This window comes from Kitasatospora sp. CB02891 (assembly GCF_002803145.1).
Classification (GTDB): domain Bacteria; phylum Actinomycetota; class Actinomycetes; order Streptomycetales; family Streptomycetaceae; genus Kitasatospora; species Kitasatospora griseola.
This window is the reverse complement of the sequence record NZ_NNBO01000017.1, coordinates 62,947-82,174: the sequence shown is the minus strand read 5'-3', so window position 1 is coordinate 82,174 and position 19,228 is coordinate 62,947. Positions and strand designations below refer to the sequence as shown.

General features: G+C 73.9%; 21 protein-coding genes. 7 read left to right on the top strand and 14 right to left on the bottom strand.

Annotated elements, in window-relative coordinates; all coding sequences use genetic code 11:
- Window positions 1–291 precede the first annotated feature (291 nt).
- A complete protein-coding gene (locus CG736_RS30215; RefSeq protein WP_100589315.1) occupies window positions 292–531 on the bottom strand; it encodes a DUF397 domain-containing protein in 240 nt (79 codons plus the stop codon).
- A 213-nt stretch (window positions 532–744) separates the two neighbouring features.
- Between CG736_RS30215 and CG736_RS30210 the strand changes: the two genes are divergently transcribed.
- Window positions 745–1,323: a PTS-dependent dihydroxyacetone kinase phosphotransferase subunit DhaM gene (locus tag CG736_RS30210; RefSeq protein ID WP_369880737.1), complete on the top strand. Its 579-nt coding sequence runs from the start codon at window positions 745–747 to the stop codon at window positions 1,321–1,323.
- Window positions 1,324–1,483: 160 nt separating this feature from the next.
- On the top strand, window positions 1,484–2,413 hold the full coding sequence (locus CG736_RS30205; protein WP_100589313.1) for an NAD-dependent epimerase/dehydratase family protein: 930 nt from the start codon (window positions 1,484–1,486) through the stop codon (window positions 2,411–2,413).
- A gap of 48 nt (window positions 2,414–2,461) precedes the next feature.
- Here CG736_RS30205 and CG736_RS30200 read toward each other — a convergent pair whose 3' ends face one another.
- From CG736_RS30200 to CG736_RS30175, 6 genes are all read right to left on the bottom strand, one after another.
- On the bottom strand, window positions 2,462–2,941 hold the full coding sequence (locus tag CG736_RS30200; RefSeq protein WP_043908993.1) for an NUDIX domain-containing protein: 480 nt from the start codon (window positions 2,939–2,941) through the stop codon (window positions 2,462–2,464).
- Between the two features lie 35 nt (window positions 2,942–2,976).
- A complete protein-coding gene (locus CG736_RS30195; RefSeq protein WP_100589312.1) occupies window positions 2,977–3,573 on the bottom strand; it encodes a NeuD/PglB/VioB family sugar acetyltransferase in 597 nt (198 codons plus the stop codon).
- Window positions 3,574–3,710: 137 nt separating this feature from the next.
- Window positions 3,711–4,382 (bottom strand): sugar transferase, encoded by a 672-nt coding sequence (locus tag CG736_RS30190; protein WP_100589311.1) that lies wholly within the window; start codon window positions 4,380–4,382, stop codon window positions 3,711–3,713.
- Window positions 4,383–4,532: 150 nt separating this feature from the next.
- Entirely contained in the window at window positions 4,533–5,726 is a 1,194-nt protein-coding gene (locus CG736_RS30185) for a glycosyltransferase (protein WP_100589310.1), read from the bottom strand.
- Window positions 5,719–6,546, bottom strand: coding sequence for a polysaccharide deacetylase family protein (locus CG736_RS30180; RefSeq protein ID WP_100589309.1), 828 nt, complete (start codon window positions 6,544–6,546; stop codon window positions 5,719–5,721). The genes CG736_RS30185 and CG736_RS30180 overlap by 8 nt, the downstream gene beginning before the upstream one ends.
- Before the next feature lie 324 nt (window positions 6,547–6,870).
- Window positions 6,871–7,131 (bottom strand): hypothetical protein, encoded by a 261-nt coding sequence (locus tag CG736_RS30175; RefSeq protein ID WP_100589308.1) that lies wholly within the window; start codon window positions 7,129–7,131, stop codon window positions 6,871–6,873.
- 434 nt (window positions 7,132–7,565) lie between these two features.
- Here CG736_RS30175 and CG736_RS30170 point away from each other — a divergent pair, with 434 nt between their 5' ends.
- Window positions 7,566–8,567 (top strand): polysaccharide deacetylase family protein, encoded by a 1,002-nt coding sequence (locus CG736_RS30170; RefSeq protein WP_100589377.1) that lies wholly within the window; start codon window positions 7,566–7,568, stop codon window positions 8,565–8,567.
- A 145-nt stretch (window positions 8,568–8,712) separates the two neighbouring features.
- Here the strand turns inward: CG736_RS30170 and CG736_RS30165 are convergent, their stop codons facing one another.
- The 3 genes from CG736_RS30165 to CG736_RS30155 form a co-directional block, all read right to left on the bottom strand.
- Window positions 8,713–9,927, bottom strand: coding sequence for an MFS transporter (locus CG736_RS30165; RefSeq protein ID WP_100589307.1), 1,215 nt, complete (start codon window positions 9,925–9,927; stop codon window positions 8,713–8,715).
- Between the two features lie 118 nt (window positions 9,928–10,045).
- A complete protein-coding gene (locus tag CG736_RS30160) occupies window positions 10,046–10,567 on the bottom strand; it encodes a DinB family protein (RefSeq protein ID WP_100589306.1) in 522 nt (173 codons plus the stop codon).
- A gap of 107 nt (window positions 10,568–10,674) precedes the next feature.
- Complete coding sequence (locus tag CG736_RS30155) at window positions 10,675–11,481, bottom strand: metalloregulator ArsR/SmtB family transcription factor (RefSeq protein WP_100589376.1); 807 nt, start codon at window positions 11,479–11,481, stop codon at window positions 10,675–10,677.
- A 244-nt stretch (window positions 11,482–11,725) separates the two neighbouring features.
- Between CG736_RS30155 and CG736_RS30150 the strand changes: the two genes are divergently transcribed.
- The 4 genes from CG736_RS30150 (at window position 11,726) to CG736_RS30135 (ending at window position 15,528) form a co-directional block, all read left to right on the top strand.
- Window positions 11,726–12,484, top strand: a complete 759-nt coding sequence (locus CG736_RS30150) for a glutamate racemase (protein ID WP_100589375.1) — start codon at window positions 11,726–11,728, stop codon at window positions 12,482–12,484.
- A gap of 386 nt (window positions 12,485–12,870) precedes the next feature.
- The gene (locus CG736_RS30145; protein ID WP_232734277.1) at window positions 12,871–14,052 is read left to right on the top strand and encodes a glycosyltransferase; all 1,182 of its coding nucleotides are present in this window, start codon (window positions 12,871–12,873) and stop codon (window positions 14,050–14,052) included.
- A gap of 7 nt (window positions 14,053–14,059) precedes the next feature.
- Entirely contained in the window at window positions 14,060–14,800 is a 741-nt protein-coding gene (locus CG736_RS30140) for a cyclopropane-fatty-acyl-phospholipid synthase family protein (RefSeq protein ID WP_100589374.1), read from the top strand.
- Between the two features lie 113 nt (window positions 14,801–14,913).
- Complete coding sequence (locus CG736_RS30135) at window positions 14,914–15,528, top strand: Imm21 family immunity protein (protein ID WP_232734276.1); 615 nt, start codon at window positions 14,914–14,916, stop codon at window positions 15,526–15,528.
- Window positions 15,529–15,582: 54 nt separating this feature from the next.
- Here CG736_RS30135 and CG736_RS30130 read toward each other — a convergent pair whose 3' ends face one another.
- From CG736_RS30130 to CG736_RS30115, 4 genes are all read right to left on the bottom strand, one after another.
- A complete protein-coding gene (locus tag CG736_RS30130) occupies window positions 15,583–15,786 on the bottom strand; it encodes a hypothetical protein (RefSeq protein ID WP_157815801.1) in 204 nt (67 codons plus the stop codon).
- A gap of 91 nt (window positions 15,787–15,877) precedes the next feature.
- Complete coding sequence (locus tag CG736_RS30125) at window positions 15,878–17,077, bottom strand: glycosyltransferase family 4 protein (RefSeq protein ID WP_100589303.1); 1,200 nt, start codon at window positions 17,075–17,077, stop codon at window positions 15,878–15,880.
- Window positions 17,078–17,079: 2 nt separating this feature from the next.
- Entirely contained in the window at window positions 17,080–18,276 is a 1,197-nt protein-coding gene (locus CG736_RS30120; RefSeq protein WP_100589302.1) for a polysaccharide ABC transporter ATP-binding protein, read from the bottom strand.
- Window positions 18,266–19,165, bottom strand: a complete 900-nt coding sequence (locus tag CG736_RS30115; protein WP_100589301.1) for an ABC transporter permease — start codon at window positions 19,163–19,165, stop codon at window positions 18,266–18,268. Before CG736_RS30115 ends, CG736_RS30120 begins: the two co-directional genes overlap by 11 nt.
- Window positions 19,166–19,228: the final 63 nt, after the last annotated feature.

Genomic DNA, 19,228 nt, shown 5'->3' with positions numbered 1-19,228 from the left:
GCAGCACAAGCGGGCGCCGTGCCAGACCGCGTGGGGGCGGTCGGCACGGCGTCTGCCTGCTCTTACTCTCTGGCAGGCTTGTCGGACAGTCAACAAGTTTCGGCCCATCAGAACTCTTTTGTAACCTGGGAGTATGCCCGCTCGTCACCTTTGCGAGCGGTTTCGACGGGTGCGGATCAGGGCAGTCCGGGCGTACCGGTCACCTGCGAAACGACCGAAATCCGCCCGCGTCCGGCCGAATTCGACACCGGGGGCCGCATTCCTGCCGAGTTCGGCCCCGGGGCGCCGGTTTCAGGCCTCCGGCTGCCGGTTCGGGTCGAACTCGCCGTCCCGCGCGCCGAGCACGAAGGCCCGCCATTCGGCGGGGGTGAAGATCAGCGCCGGCCCGTCCGGCTCCGCGCCGTTGCGCATCGCGATGTAGCCGTCGACGAAGGCGATCTGCACGCCGTTCGGGTCGTCGCCCGCGGACCGCCACTCGGCTCCGCTCACGTCCAGCTCGATCTTGCGCCGGTCCGCCGCCTGTGCCGCCATGGTGCTGCTCCCTCCGCTGCCCGTCATCCGCGTCGGCCGTGTCGTCCGCGTCGAGCATCTGTGTCGAGCGGCCAGCCTAGCCAGCACGGGCGCCCGGCCTCGCGGACAGCGCCAGGTCTGCCCCGCGGGTGGTGGAGATGGTCCGATCCGGCCGTGTCCGGCCGACACCTGTGCTAAAGGCGGGCTGCCGAGGTCCGTTCGAGGTAGGGATGGGTGACGAGCAGTCAGCCACGCACCGGGGAGCAGCCGATGGACCAGCGGGACGGCAGCCGCGCCGACGTCATCCCGATCACCACCGCGCCGTCCGCCCCGCCGGTGGGCGCCGCCACCGGCACGCTGACCGCCCCGACGCCCACGGTGCCCCGGCCGTCGCGGCCCGCCGGGCACGGCCGGGTGGGGGTGGTGCTGGTCTCGCACAGCCACGAGGTGGCGGACGCGGTGCGGGCGCTGGCCCTGGCGGTGGCGGAGTCGGACGACCCGGCGCCGGTGGTGGCGACCGGCGGCTCGATCGCGGACGGCCTGGGCACCAGCGCGGTGCTGGTGGCGACGGCGGCCCGCCGGGTCGACCAGGGCCACGGGGTGGTGGTGCTGTGCGACCTGGAGGGCGCGGTGGAGACGGTGCTGGCGCTGCTGACCGACGCCGACGAGCACGGCCTGCCGTTCCCGGTGCGGTTCGCGGACGCGCCGTTCGTGGAGGGCTCGGTGGCGGCGGTGGCGACCGCGACGGCCGGCGGCGACCTGGCGGCGGTGCTGGACGCGGCGGAGGAGACCGGGCGTCGGACGAAGCGCTGAGGGGCGCCTCCACCGGTCGCCGTGCGGGATGTGGCCGATGGGACGGTTTGGGTGCGACTGAGCGGGTTTTCGGCCCGGTGGGCGAGGGTGCGCCGCTAGAGTCGGGCGCATCGGCCCGGTGGGGGGATCCCCGGGCCCGGCGGAGGGGTGGTGTACGGCGATGCGAGTGGTGATCACCGGCGGGGCCGGGTTCATCGGGGCCAATCTGGCCCGGGAGTTGACGGCCCGTCCGGAGGTGTCGGAGGTCCGGGTGGTGGACGACCTGTCCACCGGCAGCAAGGCCAACCTGGCGGGTGTGGACGCCACCCTGTTCGAGGGCACGATCCTCGATCCGGCGCTGTTGGACGCCGCGTTCGCCGGAGCGGACGCGGTGGTGCACCTGGCGGCGCTGCCCTCGGTGCCGCGCTCGGTGGCAGCGCCGCTGGCCAGCCACCACGCGAACGCCACCGGCACGCTGGAGGTGCTGGAGGCGGCCCGCCGGGCCGGCGGGCTGTACGTGGCGGCGGCGTCCTCGTCCTCGGTGTACGGCGCCAATCGCGAGCTGCCCAAGCGCGAGTCGATGCGCACCGCGCCGATGAGCCCGTACGCGGTCTCCAAGCTCGCCACCGAGGCGTACCTCGGGGCGTACCACCACTGCTACGGCCTGGGCGTGCTCCCGCTGCGGTTCTTCAACGTCTTCGGCCCGCTGCAGCCCGCCGGCCACGCGTACGCGGCCGTCGTCCCGGCGTTCCTGGAGGCGGCGCTGGCCGGCCGGCCGGTGGCGGTGCACGGGGACGGGCTGCAGAGCCGCGACTTCACCTACGTCGGCACGGTCGCGCAGGTGCTCGCCGAGGCGGTGCTGCGCCGGGTGGTCAGCGCCGAGCCGGTGAACCTGGCGTTCGGCACCCGGACCACCCTGCTGGAGCTGATCTCCCTGCTGGGCGAGGCGCTGGGCGAGCCGGTCGCCGCCGAGCACGTCGACCCGCGGCCTGGGGACGTGCGCGACTCCCAGGCCGACAACTCCCGGCTGCGTGAGCTGTTCCCCGACGTCCGGCCGGTCCCGCTGCCGGAGGGCCTGCGGCGCACCGCGGCCTGGTTCCGGACGCTCTGAGGCGAACCGGGGTTCCGGGGCACGCCGTCGCGCGCCCCGGAAGCTCCGCTACGCGCCGGCCGGGGCGAAGTACGCGGTGCTGTTTCCGGCCAGCGCCAGTTCGATCCGTTCCTGTGCGGACGCGTCGAGTGCGGGCAGGGCGTCCGGGCGGAACCAGGCGACTTCCAGCGACTCGTCGTCGTTCACGCATGCCTCGCCGGCCAACGGGCGGCAGCGGAAGGTCAGTTCGAGGTACTGGCAGCGGTCCCCGTTGGGGTAGTCGACCACCGGTGAGACGGTGACCGAGATCAGCGCCTGGGGCTCCACCGTCACGCCGGTCTCCTCCAGGCACTCCCGCACCGCCGCGTCCGCGGGTTGCTCGCCCGGGTCGATGATGCCGCCGATCAGCGCCCAGGCCCCGTTGTCGGCCCGCCGCCCGAGCAGCACCTGCCCGTCGTCGTCGACCACGACCACTGTCACGGCGGACAGCCACAGCGCCCGCTGCCCCACGAGTTCGCGCAGCTCGGCCAGAAACACAGGAATTCCCATGGCCCGAGCCTATGCCCTGCCCACCGCGCGGCCGGTCAGGACATGGGGCGGGCCGGGCAGCCGACGACGGTGGTGCGCTCCGCGACGTCGCGGGTGACGACGGCGCCGGCGCCGACGAAGGCGGCGGGGCCGACGGTGCGGCCCTGGAGCACGACGGCGCCCGAGCCGACGGTGGCGTCGTCGTGCAGCAGCACGGCGCCGGAGACGTTCGCGCCGGGGTAGACGGTGACGCGGGCGCCGAAGCGGGTGTCGTGGCCGACGGTGGCGTTGTAGTGGACCTGGCTGTGCGGCCCGAGGGTGACGCTGCTGGAGACGTGCGCGCCGCCCATCACCAGGCAGCCGGCGGCCAGTTCGGTCTCCGGCGCGACGATCGCCCGCGGGTGCACCAGCGTGGCGGGCCGGCCGCCCGCCGCGTCCAGCAGCTCGGCCAGCCGGGCCCGTACCGCCGGGTCCGCGATGCCGATCAAGTACGGCGCACCGGACGGGAGTTCACCGGGCTTGCGGACGGGGAGCCCGCGCACCCGCTCGCCCGCCATCCGGTCGTCCAGGAATCCGGCGACCGGCACGCCCGCCGCGATCGCCACGTCCAGTGCTTCCCGGCCGACTCCGCCGGCTCCCGCGATCCACAGCATCCCGTCCCGCTCCCTCTCCCCGCCCTGACGCACCGTCGGTTCCGGACCCTACGGCAGCCCGGGCGGCCGCGGGGTGAGCCGCGGCCGCCCGGTCGAAGGCCTGCCCGATCGAAGTCCTGCCGGGCCGAATCGTTTCGTCAGCGGGGCAGCTCCTCCCGGGCCAGCCGGGGCGCGGCCGCCGTCGCCTGGCGCGGCAGCACGACCCGCGCAGCGGGCGTCGCCGCGGGCGTCTCGGCGGGAACGGGGAAGCCGGGGTTGACGCCGCCGGCGGCGGTGATGCCGGTGGGGCGCAGCAGCATCCGGGCGGTGCCGAGGAGGATCCGCAGGTCGAGCAGCAGGGTGCGGTGCTCGATGTACCAGAGGTCGAGTTCGATGCGTTCGGGCCAACTGATGGAGTTGCGGCCGCGGATCTGCGCCCAGCCGGTGAGGCCGGGGCGCAGCGCGAGCCGGCCCCGCTGCCGGGGCGAGTAGTGGACGACCTGTTCGGGCAGTGTGGGGCGGGGGCCGATGACGGCCATGTCGCCGCGGGCGACGTTCCACAGCTGCGGGAGTTCGTCGAGGCTGGTGCGGCGCAGCAGGGCGCCGAGGCGGGTGATCCGCGGGGCGTCGGGCTCGTCCTCGTGACGTTTGTCGCGCATGGTGCGGAACTTGAGGATGCGGAACTCCTGGCCGTGGCGGCCGGAGCGGGTCTGCCGGAAGATCACCGGTCCGCCCATGGTGGCGCGGATCAGGAGGGCGATCACCAGGCCGAGCGGGACGGCGATGATCCCGGCCAGTGCGGCGACCGCGAGGTCCCCCCCTCGCTTCATTTCTCCCCCAACTGGGTTGGTGCGTGTGTGGTGGGCCCCGGTCGGGGCGGTCTGCGGGCACGCCGGGCTGCTGGCGCGCATGACGGTGGAGCCGCGGTGCCAGTGCTGTGGTGCGGCGGTGCTGGTGTGCTGCGGTGCGGGTGGCGCCGGTCAGTCGGTGGTCCAGGGCAGGCCGCGCCTGCGGGCGACGGCGGCGTAGGTCTCCAGGGAGATCCGGGCGACGGTGCGCTGGTCGAACTGTTCGAGGGCGCGGCGGCGGGCGGCCGTGCCCAGGCGGTTCCGCAGGGCCGGCTCGGTGAGGAGCCGGTCGAGTGCGCCGGTCAGGGCGGCGGCGTCGGCGGCGGGGGCGAGCAGCAGGTGCTGGTCGTGGCTGCCGATCTCGCGGCAGCCGCGGATGTCGCTGAGCACCATGGGCAGACCGCTGGCGGCGGCCTCCATGCCGGAGCGGGAGAAGCCTTCCCGGTAGGAGGGCAGGACGAAGACGTCGAGCGCGGCGTACACGGCGGGCATGTCGTCGCGGCTGCCGAGGAATTCGAGTCCGGTCTCGGCAGCGCGCAGCGCGTCGGGCTTGTCGGGGTCGTCCGGGCCGATCCACACGAAGCGGGCTTTGCCGGCCAGCGCCCGGGCGGCTTCGGCGTATTCGCGGATGCCCTTCTCCGCGACCCGCCGGCCGACCCCGCCGACCAGCAGCTCGTCGTCCCGGACGCCCAGTCGGTCGCGCACCGCGGTGCGCAGCGCGTCCCGGGCGGGGCCGGGGGCGGGAAAGCGGTCGAGGTCGACGCCGTTGCCGACGACCCGGGCGCGCCGGGCGGGGACGCCCCAGCGGGCGAGGGTGCGGTGGTCCTCGGCGTTCTGGTACAGCTCGGCGTGCGAGAACCGGGCGGCGAACGCTTCGGCGCCGCGCACCAGCAGCCGCTTGGCGAGCGGGTCGTGGGCCTGCGCCCAGAGCCCGTGGCAGGTGTTGACGACGACCGGCACCCGGGCGAGCCGGCCGAGGACGCGGCCGAGGACGCCGGTCTTCGGGTTGTGGGTGTGCAGCACGTCGGGCCGGATCTCGCGCAGCACGGAGAGCAGTTCGCGGGCGGCGGCGAGGTCGGCGGCGGGCTGCCAGGCCCGGGTGAGCGAGGGCAGCGGCCGGTGGTGGACGCCGAGGTGCTCGATCCGCTGCCGGTACGGGCCGGGGGCGCTGAGCCCGTACGTCGTCAGGCCGTGTTCGACGTCGACGGTCAGTTCGGTGGACAGCAGCAGGTGCAGCGACATGTCGACGGTGGTGAGGTGCGCGACCCGCAGCGGCCGCCCGTCCTCGCCGCGCAACCGCAGCGGAAGCGAGGGCCGCTCAGGCACGGGCGCCCACCGCCTTCGCGGTGGCGACGATCCGGGCGTAGGCGCGTTCGGGGATCAGCCGGCCGTACAGCTTGGCGCGGAAGAAGTCGATCGGGTCGGTGCGGCGGACCGGCACCCGGTGCAGCCGGACCGGGTCGCCGCCGGGCAGGTTGCGGCCGACCCGGCCGGTGGCGCTGGTGCGGAACCGGGCGCGCAGCGCGGTCTCCATGTGCGGGACGGGCGTGCCCCAGGTGTACGCGAAGTGGCGCGGGCGGGTGCCGAGGTGCTCCTCGACGTCGTCGCCGCAGGCGTCCAGTTCGGTGGTGGTGAGCAGCATGGGGCGGGCGTGGCTGCGGGTGTGGTTGGCGACGGTGCACAGGCCGGTCGCGGCCATCTCGCGCAGCTGCTCCCAGCTCAGCCCGGTGGCGGGGGCGCCTTTGGCGGTGGAGCCCTCCCAGCGCATCGGGCCGCCGACCATGCCACTGGCCAGGTAGACGGTGAACGGCAGGCCGCGGTCCCTGAGGATCGGCCAGGCGGTGTCGTAGGTGTCGGCGAAGCCGTCGTCGAAGGTGAGGACGGTGCTGGGGGTGCGCAGGCCGGCGTCGAGCCGGTCGGCGGCGGTGTCCAGGGAGACCACCCGGCCGGGCGGGAGCTCGGCGAGCAGGTCGGCCTGGGCGGTGAAGTCGGCGGTGGCGAGGTCGAGCTCGTCGGCGGTGCCGCCGCCGATCCGGTGGTAGATGAGGACGGTGGCGCCCTCGCCGGGTACCCGGCCGGCCGCACGGGCCAGCTGCTGTTTGACCTTCGCCCTGATGCCTGCGGCGGCGACGGCGGTGCTCGCCATGACGTCCCCCTCGCGGTGCCCCCGCACCGGAAAATGCGGCCGCGGCGCCCCCGCGCCCGGCCCTGATGACTCCCCCGGCCCGCGGCCTGCGCGGGCGATGCGTTTCACAGTAGGGGGAAGTGTGCTTTCGCTGCCGGGGAAACGTGAAAGAAGTGCGCAGGTAGGCCGAAAATCAGCCGATCCGACCGGCGCTGTCCGTTTGCTGGACGTTTTCGGCCCGTCCGGTCGATTCGCGCCCCTCCGGGAACCCCAGCCCCTCCGGGAACCGCTGCCGCTCCTGGAATGGCAGCCCCTCCGGGAACGGCAGCCGCTCCGCGCGGAGTTTCAGGATGCGGTGCCGCGGCCGGGGCGCAGCAGCGCCAGGCCGACCCGGGCGAGCAGCAGCACTCCGGTGGCCAGGCAGCCCGCCACCGCCATCACCCAGGCGGGGCCGTCGCTCTCCGGGACCAGCACCGCGACCAGGATGCCGAGCACCACGCAGCCCACGCCGACCAGGGACAGCAGCAACTGGTGGCGGCGCAGTGCGCAGCCGCCGAACACGGTGGACCAGCGCGTAGCGGTGCGGTCACTCGGGGTGTCTGCCATGCCCTCCACGGTAACCCGGCCCCCGGGGGCGGGCCACGGACCTTCGGCACTGGTCGACGGCGCTGCGATGCGCTCCGGCGCCGCCCGGGCCGCCGCCCGAACCGTGCCCCGGACCGCCCTGCGGGCTGTCCGTCGCCGCGCTCCGGCCGACCTGCCCGACCGGTGTCCGGACCGTGCCTGGTCACCGTTCGGACGATTCCGGACGGCCGTTCGGAGGTCCCCGCGAAATCTCGCCGTCCGCCGTACAACCATCCCGCCATGTCGATGGTCTCCACTACATTGAGCGATCCAGGAGCCGTCCGACGAGCGGGATTGGGAGTACCCGCCGCGGGCTAGATCACTCGGGAGCGGAGCCGCCGTTCCCGGGGTCGGAGGCCGGGCTCCGCCTGCCGACGGGACCGCCACGCCGCATGCCGGCGACCGAGGGGGGAACCGTGTCGTACGCCACCACCGCCGCCGCCGTCTGCGCCCCGCCCCAACCTGCCGCCGTGCCCGCCGCCGCGCCCGCCCTCGCGTCGGAGCAGCCCCGGGACCGCAGCAGCTGGCTCCGGTTCAGCCCGGCCCAGCCACTGTTCCGGGCCCGGGCCGCGCAGCGGCTGGCCGTGCTCGCCTATCACGGCATCACCGATCCACGCTCGTTCGGCGCCCAGCTCGACCGGCTCCGACGCCTGGCCACCCCGGTGTCGGTGCAGGACGTGGAGCGTTCCCTGGCCGAGGGGCGGCCGCTGCCGCCGCGCTCGGTCCTGGTGACCTTCGACGACCCGGACCGCACCGTGCTGCGGCACGCGCTGCCGGAGCTGGTGGCGCGCCGGATCCCGGCGGCCGCGTTCGTGATCGCCGAGGTGATCGGCACCGAGCAGCCGTTCTGGTGGCACGAGGCGGCGTTCCTCGCCCGGCACGGCGGCCGGGCCCGGCTGCTGCCCACCGGCGGCGACCCGGCGCGGGTGCTGGCACTGCTCAAGGCGCTGCCGGACCCGGACCGCCGCCGCAGCCTCGCCGAGCTGCGGGTCTCCGCGTCGCACCGCCCGCCGGCCCAGGAGCAGCTGCGTCCGGAGGACCTGCGGGCGCTGCGCGAGGCCGACGTCACGGTGGGCAACCACACCCTGGGGCACCCGTCGCTCCGGCGCTGCGACGCGGCGACGGTGCAGGCGGAGATCGCGGGCGCGCACCTGGCGCTGACCCGCTGGCTCGGCGAGGCCCCGTCGGCGTTCGCCTACCCGGACGGCGGGTTCGACGAGCGGGCGGACACGGTGCTGCGCCAGCTCGGCTACCGGCTGGGTTTCCTCTCCGACCACCGCCTGGGCCCCCGACTGCCCGCCCACCCGCTGCGGATCAGCCGCCTGCAGGTGGACTCCACCACCTCGACCCGGCGGTTCGACACCATCCTGTCGGGCCTGGAGCCGGCGGTTCAGCGCCTGCTCGGCGCCCAGGCGTAACGGTTCGCCAAGGCGTAACGATTCACCGCGCCGTGACGGCCCGCCCGGCCGTCACGGTCGGCCGGTTCCTCTCCGCCGTGCGCATGCGGCCCGTGGGCGCTCGGCGTGAACGGCGTCGCGGCCTGCGCCCGCGGTCGGCGTCCCGTCACGCGGCGGCGGTCGGCCGGATGTTCCGCATCCGGCCGACCGCGTAGACGCAGCCGGCCAGGGCGAGGTCGGACAGCAGCATGAAGCCGATCGAGTAGCTGCCCTTGGCGCTGTAGATGGCGCCCATGACCAGCGGCGGGACGAAGCCGCCGAGGCCGCCGATCGCGCCGACGATGCCGGTGACGGACCCGACCTGGGCGACCGGGGTGACCTGCGAGACCAGCGCGAACACCGAGCCGCTGGTGGTGCCGAGGCCCGCCGCCATCAGCAGGAAGGCGATCGTCCCGACCGGGTCGAGCGCGGGGTCGAAGGCCTGCACGACGGCGAAGAGCGCGGTCAGCGCGAGCGCCCAGCCGGTGACCACGGCCGGGTGGACGCGGTCCGACAGCCAGCCGCCGAACGGCCGGAACACCACGGTGACCAGCGCGAAGCCGGCCGCCTTGGTGCCGGCGTCGGTCGCCGACAGGTGGTACCAGGTCTTCAGGTACGTCGGCAGGTAGACGCCGAACGCGACGATGCCGCCGAAGCCGATCGCGTACAGCGCGGACAGCTCCCAGGTGACCCGCAGCCGCCCCGCCCGCCCCAGCCGGGTGGCCAGCGAGGCGGTGGGCACGGCCCGGTCCGGGCGGTCGCGCAGCAGCAGCGCCGCGAGCACCGTGTACCCGGCGAGCGCGCCGGCCATCACCAGGAACGGCAGGTCGTGGCTGTGCTTCCACAGCCGCGGCGTGAAGTAGCCGGACAGCGCGACGCCGCCCATGCCCATCCCGAACACGCCGAGGCCCAGGCCCCGCTTGTGCGCCGGGAACCACGAGTTCACCAGCGGCACCCCGATCGCGAACGTCGTGCCGCCCAGCCCGAGGAAGAACCCGACCGCCAGCAGCGCCCCGTACGAGTCGCGGGCCGGGATGATCAGCAGCACCGGGACGATGGTCAGCGCCGAGATCAGCGGGAACATCAGCCGGGCCCCGTACCGGTCGGTCAGTGCGCCGACCGGGACCCGCCCCAGCGAGCCGACGATCACCGGGACGGCGACCAGGAACGACTGCGCGAACGACGACATGTGCAGCGTCTTGTCGAACTCGCCCGCCAGCGGGGCGATCAGGTTCCACGCCCAGAACGTCAGCGCGAAGCCGAGCGTCGCGACCACCAGGTTGGTGTACGCCGCCCCCGACACCCGCTCGTCCTGCCCGTTCGACGTCGTCCGCTCTCCCATGGGGCCCAAGCGTGGGCACCCGCCGGACCTGCCGCACCCAACCCGGCCGCACCACCGCCGCACATCAGCCGGACGGAGCAGGCGGCCGGGGCCAACGGCCGGGGGCCGGGGCCGGGCCTCAGGACGCGGCGGGCGCCGCGGCCCGAGTGGCGGGCACCGCAGTCGGGGCGGCGGTCGCCCGGATCTGGGCGGCGTGGCCGGGCAGTTCGGTGGCGGCCAGCCCGTCGAGCAGGTCGAGGACCGCCAGCGGGCCCTCGAACACCGGTCGGCCGTGCGAGAGCAGCAGGGTCGGCAGCGCGGTCTCCAGCTCCTCCGTCCCGAGCGACGCCGCGAGCGCGCACAGCGCCTCGGCCTGCGCGGCGATCCGGCGGCGCAGCTGCGGGCCGCCGCCGGTGCGGTCGATCACCCGGCCGATCGTCCAGCCGTCCTGGGAGATCCGGTTGTCGAAGGTGGCGGGCGAGCCGGCCGCGACGGCGGCCACCGCCGCCAGGGTGCCGGCCGTGACCGACCCGACGTGGGCCAGCACCTGTTCGGCGTCCCACTCGCCGGGCGGGACGGCGACCGGCTCGGCACCGGCCGCCTCCTCGGCGGCGGCGATCACGTCCTGGTACGCGCGGTGGAGTGCGGCGGTGTCGTACATCCGTGGTGCCCTTCTGCTGCGGCGGCGCGCTCGGGGGCGCCGTGTCGGGTGCATGGGGTGCTTCGGGTGCTTCGGGTGCTTCTGGTGCTTCGGGTGTGTGGGGTCCGTCAGTCGGCGCGGGTCTCGGTGGGGGCCATCTCCCACGGGGCCTGCGGCAGGGTCTCCCCGGTCTCCAGCAGCGACTTCAGGTTGGCCAGGACGGCCGGCCAGCCGTGCGAGATCGCCTGCAGCGCGGTGCGGTCGCGCAGCTTCTCGTGGGTGACGGTCAGCCGGACGATGTCCTCGTGCGGCTCGACCAGGAAGGTGACGGTGGCCGCGTCTTCGAGGCCGGACAGGTCCGGCCGGTCCTCGAAGGTGAGCACCAGGCGGGTCGGCGGCTCGGCCACCAGCACCCGGCCGGTGACGTCGACCTTGCCGGAGCCGTCGGTGCGGCGGTGCTCCCAGGTGGATCCGGCCTGCCAGTCGGAGACGTTGGCGTGCCCCCAGTAGCGGGCCGTCAGCTCGGCGTCGGTGAGCGCCTTCCACACCTGTTCCGGGGTGGCCCGGATGTAGGTGGCGTACACGTAGGTCGGGACAGTACCGGTCTCGGATGCGCTGTTCATGGCGTTCTCCTGCTCTGCCTGTCGTTTGATCGCGCCGAGGACGGCCAGCCGGGGCCGGTCGAAGTCGGCGATCCACCGCTGCTCGATCTCGTGGATCGGCCCGGGGTTGAGGTAGTGGAGCCGCTCCCGCCCCCGGCGGACCACGGTGACCAGTCGCGCCGCGACCAACAGGTCCAGGTGCTGGGTCACCGACTGCCGGGCCATCGCCACCTCCTCGCACAGCTCCCGCAGCGTCTGCCCGTCCCGCACCCGCAGCCGGTCGAGCAACGCCCGCCGCGTCGGGTCGGCGAGGGCCTTGAACACCGCGTCCATCGGGGCGGCGGGGATCGGTTCCGGACTCACTCCTCCATCATGCAGGCATTTGCCTGCCTATCGCAACGCGGGCGGCGGGAGGCACCGGGCGGACCCCGGCCGCACACGTCGATCCGGTCGAACGCGGCCCGTCCGGGCGGCGTCCCGGCAGGGCGTTCGGACGGGTTCGGCCGGGGCTGCGGTGCAGGTGGCCCCCATCGGCCGGACAGGGGTGTGCGACGGCCAAGAGGTAGAGTCGTTGCTCGTGAAGATCGCCCTCGTGGACTCCGGAATCGGACTGCTCGCCGCCACCGCCGCGCTGCGCCGCCTGCGGCCGGACGCGGACCTGGTCATCTCCTGCGACCCCGACGGCATGCCGTGGGGACCGCGCACCCCCGAGGACATCACCGAGCACGCCCTCGCCTGCGCCCGGGCCGCGGCCGCGCTCGAACCCGACGCGCTGGTGGTCGCCTGCAACACCGCCTCCGTGCACGCGCTCGCCCGGCTCCGCGCCGAGTTCGAGCCCGGACTGCCGGTGATCGGCACCGTCCCCGCGATCAAGCCCGCCACCGCGGCAGGCGGCGTCGTCGCCATCTGGGCCACCCCCGCCACCACCGGCAGCGACTACCAGCGCGGCCTGATCGCCGAATTCGGCGCCGGCGCCGCCGAGGTCCACGAGGTCGCCTGCCCCGGCCTGGCCGAGGCCGTCGAACACGCCGACGAGGACGCCATCGCCGCCGCCATCGCCTACGCCGCGGCCCGCACTCCCGCCTCCACCACCGACGTCGTCCTCGGCTGCACCCACTACGAACTCGTCGACGACCGCATCGCCTCGGCGCTGTCCGTCCCCGCCCGCTTCCACGGCTCCGCCGACGCCGTCGCCGCCCAGGCCCTCCGCCGCATCACCTCCACCACCGCCGGCGCCGGCACCCTCACCGTCCTCCACTCCGGCCGCCCCGCCGCCCTCCAGACGGCGGCCCTCAACTACCCCCAGGGCGAGATCCTGATCGGCGCGAGGGTCTGACCGTCCCGTCGACCCGAGCGGCCACCGGTGGTGCCTCGGCGTCGTCGCAGCGCGAGTAGACCGAATCTGCCCCCTGGACGGCCCGCACCACTCCTCGCCCCCGGCCCCTTGCCCTCCCGCCCCGACCGACCGGGCCTCCGGCCGACCGCCACGCTCCCGGCCCAACCCCACCCCTCCACCGGACGCCAGCCCGTCGCGCCCCCGGCGCCGGCACCGCACCGGGCGGGGCTGCCACCCACCCCCCACACCCCGCCCCTTGCCCTCTCGCCCCGACCGATCGGGCCTCCGGCCGACCGCCACGCTCCCGGCCCAACCCCACCCCTCCACCGGACGGCAGCCCGTCGCGCCTCGGCGTCCGCGCACTGTCCGTGGGGCAGACTGCCGGGGTGACCGTGCTGTGGTGGGTGTCGGTGGTGGCGCTGGCGGCGTGGGTGTGGCTGGCGGCGTGTCACGGCGGGTTCTGGCGGACCGATCAGCGGTTGCCGCGCGGGGGTGCGGAGCCGTCGCGGTGGCCGGACGTGGTGGCGGTGGTGCCGGCCCGTGACGAGGCCGGCGTACTGCCCCTCTCCCTCCCGTCCCTGCTCGCCCAGCAGTATCCGGGCCGGGCCAGGGTCGTCCTGGTGGACGATCACAGCACGGACGGGACTGCCGAGTTGGCGAGAGAGCTCGCGGCCGCCCGGGGCCTGGAGCTGGAGGTGACCACTCCCCCGCCCCTCCCGGAGGGCTGGACGGGCAAGTTGTGGGCGTTGCGGCACGGCGTCGAGCGGGCCGGCGACGCCGAGTGGCTGCTGCTGACGGACGCCGACATCGCGCACCGGCCCGGTTCCCTGCGGGAGCTGGTCGTGGCGGGCGAGGCGCATGACCTGGACCTGGTCTCCCAGATGGCCCGCCTGCGGGTGGCGTCCGGCTGGGAGCGGCTGATCGTCCCGGCGTTCGTGTACTTCTTCGCCCAGCTCTACCCGTTCCGCCGCTCCAACCGTCCCTCCTCCCGGACGGCCGCCGCGGCCGGCGGCTGTTCGCTGGTGCGCCGTCGCGCGCTCGAACGGGCGGGCGGGGTGGCGGCGATCCGCGGCGCGGTGATCGACGACGTGTCACTCGCCCGCGCCGTCAAGCGCACCGGCGGACGCACCTGGCTGGGCCTCGCCGACCGCGTCGACTCCGTCCGGCCCTATCCCGGGCTGTCCCCGCTGTGGCGGATGGTCTCCCGCAGCGCGTACGCCCAACTCCGCTACTCACCGCCCCTGTTGCTCGGCACCGTCCTCGGCCTGGCGCTGGTCTACCTGGCGCCGCCGATCGCGGCCGTCACCGGCCTGCTGACGGGCAGCTGGTGGACCGCCGGTGCCGGGCTCGCCGCCTGGGCGCTGATGGCGGGCACCTTCGCGCCGATGCTGCGCTACTACGACAGACCGGTGATCGAGGCCCCGCTCCTCCCCTTCACCGCGCTGCTGTACCTGCTGATGACGGTCGACTCCGCCGTCCAGCACTGGCGCGGCCGCGGCACGGCCTGGAAGGGCCGCACCTATCCGCCCCCGCAACGCATCGACGACCGAACGACCCACCGGGCATAGTCACATGATGGAACGCCAGACGATCGGACGGATCGCCCACCGCGACCACCCCGTGGCCGCCCCCCTGTCGGACGAGTCGGTGCGCCGCCTGCTGGAGCACCAGCTCCGGCGCCGCCCGGACGGCCGCGTCCTCGACCTCGGCTGCGGCGAAGCCGCGTGGCTGGTAAGGGCGTTGAGCATGTACCCCGACCTGCACGCCATCGGCGTGGACGCCAACCCGGACGCCCTGGAGGACGGCCGCCGAACCGCCGAACGCGCGGGCGTGGCCCGCCGAATCGGCCTGCACCACACCGACGTACGGGACTTCAGGACGAACGAGCCCTTCGACTCCGTCCTCTCGGTCGGCGCGACCTACGCCTTCGGCGGCCTGCTGCCGACCCTCGAAGCCGTCCGCCCACTCCTCGCCCCGGGCGGCACCCTGCTGCTCGGCGAGTCCTACTGGGACGGCCAACCACCTGACCACGCACGCGAGTTCTTCGGCGACGACCTCACCGACCTGTCCGGCGTCCTCACCACCCTCCGCACCGCCGACTGGTGGCCGATCGCCGGACACACCTCCACCCGCGAAGAACTCGACACCTACGAATGGTCCTGGACCGGAGCCCTCACCGACTGGGCCCTCGACCAACCCCCGGGCCCCGACCGCGCCCAGGCCCTCGACGCCGCCACCCGCCACCGCGACCAATGGCTCAACGACTACCGCAACGGCTTCGGCTTCGTCACCCTCCTCCTCCGCCCCGCCGACTGACAGTCCGGCGTTCACTGACAGTCCGACGTTCCAGGAAGCCTGCGGTGGACGACTTCGGACGGGTCAGCACCCTCAAGCCCGGGCTGTCGTAGGCCGACGCCACAATGGCGGACATGAGCGACGCCTCCGACACTGCCAACCCGGAAACCGAGAAGGCCTGGGTCGAGTCCATGGGAGGCCCGCTCGTTGTCGTGCCCGTCTCGGCGTTGGACCGGTGGGAAGGCTGCACTCCCGGGGGCGAGATCCTCGGCGCCACCGGCCACCAGGACGACTACGACCGGGCCTGCGCGGTGGCGGACTACGCAGGGGTCGTCGGCCTGCGCGGAAGCGACTCCGTATCGGCTCTGGTGCTGGGCGAGGAGCCCTCCGACACCTGCTACTTGCCCGAGCGGACGGCCTTCGTCCGGTGGCTCGCGGCAGACTCCGTCGCTGCGCTGTTCGAGGCTGCCCGGTCCGTGCTGGACGATCCGGCCACCCCGTGGGAGGAGTGCGGCACCTGGATCACCGACGGCCCTGCGGTCCTCATGGACTCGGCCGTAGCCGGCCGGAATCTCGTAGCACCCTCCCCGCACGGACAGGGCGAGCCTTCCGCGGCCCCCGTCCCCGTGCCACCGGGGTCCTGGAGGGTACGCGCGTTCCACACCTGGACCGAGGAGTCCGTCCGGGTCGGTGTCGTCCAACTCCGGGCACAGGCCGAATCCCCGTCGACGGGCATCCCGGCGAACTGAACCCCGGACCGCTGCTTGACTCCTTGCGGCCGGGTGCTGGGCGGCGGCGCGCCGTCAGTGCCGCACGAATTTGGCGTACAGGTGGTCGCAGGCTTCTTCTTCGGAGTCGAAGCTCGCCTCGACCCAGTGCTCGCCGCGCTCCCACACGTCGATCGTCCACCGGCCGTCGCGGTGGTCGACGAGGACGGGGATGCTCTCCTGGATGTACTCGGAGCTGGGGAGGTCCCGCACCTGGAGCCCGTACTGACGGTCGGGCACACCGGCTTCCCTGAGGGCGGCCATGAGTTGACGGTGGTTCATGTGCAGGGTGCTCCGGTCTCGAATCGGGGCCGCCCCCGGAGGTGGTTCGTCAGCGGGTGAGGAGCCGTCGGGCCGTCGGCTTCACGTACTCGTAGCGGGTCATCTGTTCCAGGTCGCGGAGCCAGGCGGTGCGGCCGGGGGGTTGGCGGAGGAGTTCGCGGTAGATCTCTTCGAAGGCGGTGGAGACGTGGTCGAGCGAGAACCGGCCGACCACCCAGTCGCGGCCCCAGCTGCCGAGTTCGGCGCGGCGGTCGGGTGCGTCGGCGAGGGTGCGGATCTGGGCGGCGAGGGCCTTGGGGTCGGTGGGGCCGTCGCCGTGGCCGTACATGCAGCGGGAGGCGTGGGGTTCGACGAGGGGGCCGGGTTCGTGGATGGCGGTGTAGCCGTTCGCGCCGTGGACGATGACGGGTTTGGCGAACGCGAGGCCGCGCAGGGCGGAGCCGCCCATGCCGAGGACGAGGTCGGCGGCTTCGTAGGCGGGGCGCGGGTCGGAGCGTTGGCCGGTGAGGACGATGGCTTCGCGGCCGAGTTCGGCGTTGAGGCGTGCGGCCTCGGCGCGCAGCGATTCTTCGCTGGGGCCGCCGCCGACGACGGCGAGGACGAGGTCGGGGTCGTTGAGGAGGCGGACGGCGGCCATGGTGCGTCGGACGCCGGCGTCCTTCTCCAGGCCGGAGACCAGCCGGGTGACGATGCAGAGCAGCAACTGGGAGGGGGCGGCGCCGACTTCGGCGCGGAAGGCGGAGCCGGAGACCGAGCCGGGCGCGTCCAGCGAGGTGTTGACGGGGGGTTCGATCAGTCGCAGGTCGCGGTGGCCGAAGGCCCGCCCGTCGGGCATCAGCGCGCCGAGGCCGAGGACGAGGGGCTGGTGGCGGGGCATGCCGCGGAGCATGCGGATGCCGTAGAAGGTGGTGACGATCGGGAGGCGGCCCTGTCGGCCGGGGCCGAAGTACGCGTTGCGGGCGGCCCGGACCTCCCAGGCGTGGACGAGTTGGGAGCCGTGTTCGTCGGCGAGGCGGGCGAGTCGGGCCCGGATGACGGCGTGCGGGGTGTCGGGGTCGCCGGCCACGACGAGGTCGAGGTCGTGGGAGGCGGCGAGTTCGACGAGGGGGGCGGGGCCGTCGACCCCCTGGGCGAACAGGACGGGTTCGTGGCCGCGGTCGCGCAGGGTGCGGGCGATGTCGACGGCGTTGAGCTGGGCGCCGCCGAGGGCAAGGTTGTTGAGGTGGACCAGGACGCGGACCGAACGCACGCTCACTCCTCCCACTGGTGCGGTACGAAGACCGGCGCGGCGAGCACGACCGCGCGCGGCGGGGTGTCCAGCATCGGGCCGAACACGTCGAACTGGCCGGCGGAGTGCCAGCTCATCAGGGTGCCGCCGTCGGTCTTGCCGATGGAGTAGACGCCGGTCCACAGGGTGTAGCGGCCGCGCGGCAGCGGCAGCCGGGGGATGACGCAGGCGACGCGGTGGTCGCCGCCGGCCAGGCGGATCTCGTGGCTGATCTGGAAGATCGGGCTGGAGGTGCCTTCGCTGACGCCGAGGTGCAGGGTGGCGTCGCCGCGGTAGTCGCCGCCGAGGGTGAGTTCGACGGTGACGGGTTCGTCGGTGTGCAGGTTCTCCTCGCCGTCCTCGCCGCGCACTTCGTACTTCAGCAGCGTCAGCGGTTCGCCGACCCGGGCGGTGGCCTCGGACTGGGCCTCGATGGAGTCGCGGTAGCCGGCCAGGGCGTCCTTGATGCCGGCGTCGACCCGGACGCTGCCCTGTTCGAGCCAGACGCCGCGCCGGCAGATGGACTGGACGGCAGGGAGGTCGTGCGAGACGAAGACGATGGTGGTGCCCTGTTCGGCGACTTCGCGCATCCGGTCGAGGCAGCGCTGCTGGAAGACGGCGTCGCCGACGGCGAGCACCTCGTCGACCAGCAGGACGTGCGGCTCCAGGTAGGCGGCGACGGCGAAGCCGAGGCGCATCTGCATGCCGGAGGAGTAGAACTTGACCTGCCGGTCGATCGCACCGCCGAGCCGGGCGAACTCGACGATGTCGTCGAAGCGTCCGGCGACCTCGCGGCGCTTGAGGCCGAGCAGCGCGCCGAACAGGTAGATGTTCTCCCGGCCGGTCAGGTCGGGGTGGATGCCGGCCCGGATCTCGATCAGCGCGCCGATCCGGCCGCGGACGTCGATGATGCCCGCGTACGGGTACATGACCCTGGTCAGCATCTTCAACAGGGTGGATTTTCCCGACCCGTTGGAGCCGATCAGGCCGACCGACTCGCCCGGTTCGATGTGCAGGTTGATGTCGCGCAGCGCCCAGCGCCAGTCCTCGCCGCGGTCGCCGCGCAGCCGGCGGGCGGCCTGTTCGACCCGGTCGCGCAGCAGCATCCGCTGCTGGTCGGCGCGGAACCGCTTCCAGACCTGCTGGGTGCGGATGGTGCCCAGCGGGTAGTCACGCGACATCGGCGATCCCCGTTTCCAGCTTCTTGAAGAACAGGTAGCCGCCGACCAGGAAGACCAGCGAACTGGCGGCCGCGATCAGCGTCATCCGCCCGTCGGGGGCCTCGCCGTACAGCAGCGCCTTCCGGTAGCCCTCGATGACCGCGCCGAGCGGGTTGACGCCGACGTAGATCTCCTGCAGCCGGTGCGGGATCTTGGCCAGCGGGTAGGCGACGGGGGTGGCGAACACTCCCATCTGGGTGATGATCGGCAGCAGGTGGCGGACGTCGCGCAGGTACACCACGGCCACCGACAGGATCAGCGCGATGCCGTAGGTGAAGGCGAACTGGATCACCAGCAGCGGCAGCGCCCACAGGAAGGTGGCGGCGGGGGCGGTCCAGAACACCAGGAACATCAGGCCGAGCACGCCGACGCCGATCGCCATGTCGACGGTCGCGACCAGCATGGTGGCCAGCGGGAACACCTCGCGCGGGCAGTACACCTTGTTCAGCAGGCTGAGGTTGTTGGCGAGGCTGAGCGCGCCCTGGTTCATCGTGTTGCTGAAGAACTGCCAGACGATCAGGCCGACATAGGCGAACAGCGTGTACGGCACCGCGCCGGTCTCGATCTTCACGGCGCGATGGAAGACCAGCGTGAAGATGGCGCACAGCGCGAGCGGCGTGAGCACCGCCCAGGCGAAGCCGAGCACCGCCTGCTTGTACCGGGCGCGCAGGTCGCGTTCGGCCAGGGCGCGCACCAACTCCCGTGCGGCCCAGAGCTCGTGGGCCACCTGGACGGGGCGCAGCCGGCGTTTGAAGACCAGTTCGGGCGGTGGCCCGGCCGGGATCGTGACGCCGCCGGGCGCCTGTTGGCCCTCGCGGTCGTCGATGACCTGTGCGCGCTGTCCCCCCACGGACTCCCGCCCTCTCCGGGCGCGGTGCGGCCGCGCCCGGTGTCTGTGTCGGCTGTGTCGGAG

Bases quoted from the DNA above. Each gene is read 5' to 3' on its own strand.
- CG736_RS30205 (WP_100589313.1), top strand. From the start codon at position 1,484: ATGCGAGTGGTGATCACCGGCGGGGCCGGGTTCATCGGGGCCAATCTG.
- CG736_RS30195 (WP_100589312.1), bottom strand. From the start codon at position 3,573: ATGCTGTGGATCGCGGGAGCCGGCGGAGTCGGCCGGGAAGCACTGGAC.
- CG736_RS30160 (WP_100589306.1), bottom strand. From the start codon at position 10,567: ATGTACGACACCGCCGCACTCCACCGCGCGTACCAGGACGTGATCGCC.
- CG736_RS30200 (WP_043908993.1), bottom strand. From the start codon at position 2,941: ATGGGAATTCCTGTGTTTCTGGCCGAGCTGCGCGAACTCGTGGGGCAG.
- CG736_RS30190 (WP_100589311.1), bottom strand. From the start codon at position 4,382: ATGAAGCGAGGGGGGGACCTCGCGGTCGCCGCACTGGCCGGGATCATC.
- CG736_RS30135 (WP_232734276.1), top strand. From the start codon at position 14,914: ATGAGCGACGCCTCCGACACTGCCAACCCGGAAACCGAGAAGGCCTGG.
- CG736_RS30180 (WP_100589309.1), bottom strand. From the start codon at position 6,546: ATGGCGAGCACCGCCGTCGCCGCCGCAGGCATCAGGGCGAAGGTCAAA.
- CG736_RS30215 (WP_100589315.1), bottom strand. From the start codon at position 531: ATGGCGGCACAGGCGGCGGACCGGCGCAAGATCGAGCTGGACGTGAGC.
- CG736_RS30120 (WP_100589302.1), bottom strand. From the start codon at position 18,276: ATGTCGCGTGACTACCCGCTGGGCACCATCCGCACCCAGCAGGTCTGG.
- CG736_RS30140 (WP_100589374.1), top strand. From the start codon at position 14,060: ATGGAACGCCAGACGATCGGACGGATCGCCCACCGCGACCACCCCGTG.
- CG736_RS30175 (WP_100589308.1), bottom strand. From the start codon at position 7,131: ATGGCAGACACCCCGAGTGACCGCACCGCTACGCGCTGGTCCACCGTG.
- CG736_RS30165 (WP_100589307.1), bottom strand. From the start codon at position 9,927: ATGGGAGAGCGGACGACGTCGAACGGGCAGGACGAGCGGGTGTCGGGG.
- CG736_RS30155 (WP_100589376.1), bottom strand. From the start codon at position 11,481: ATGGACGCGGTGTTCAAGGCCCTCGCCGACCCGACGCGGCGGGCGTTG.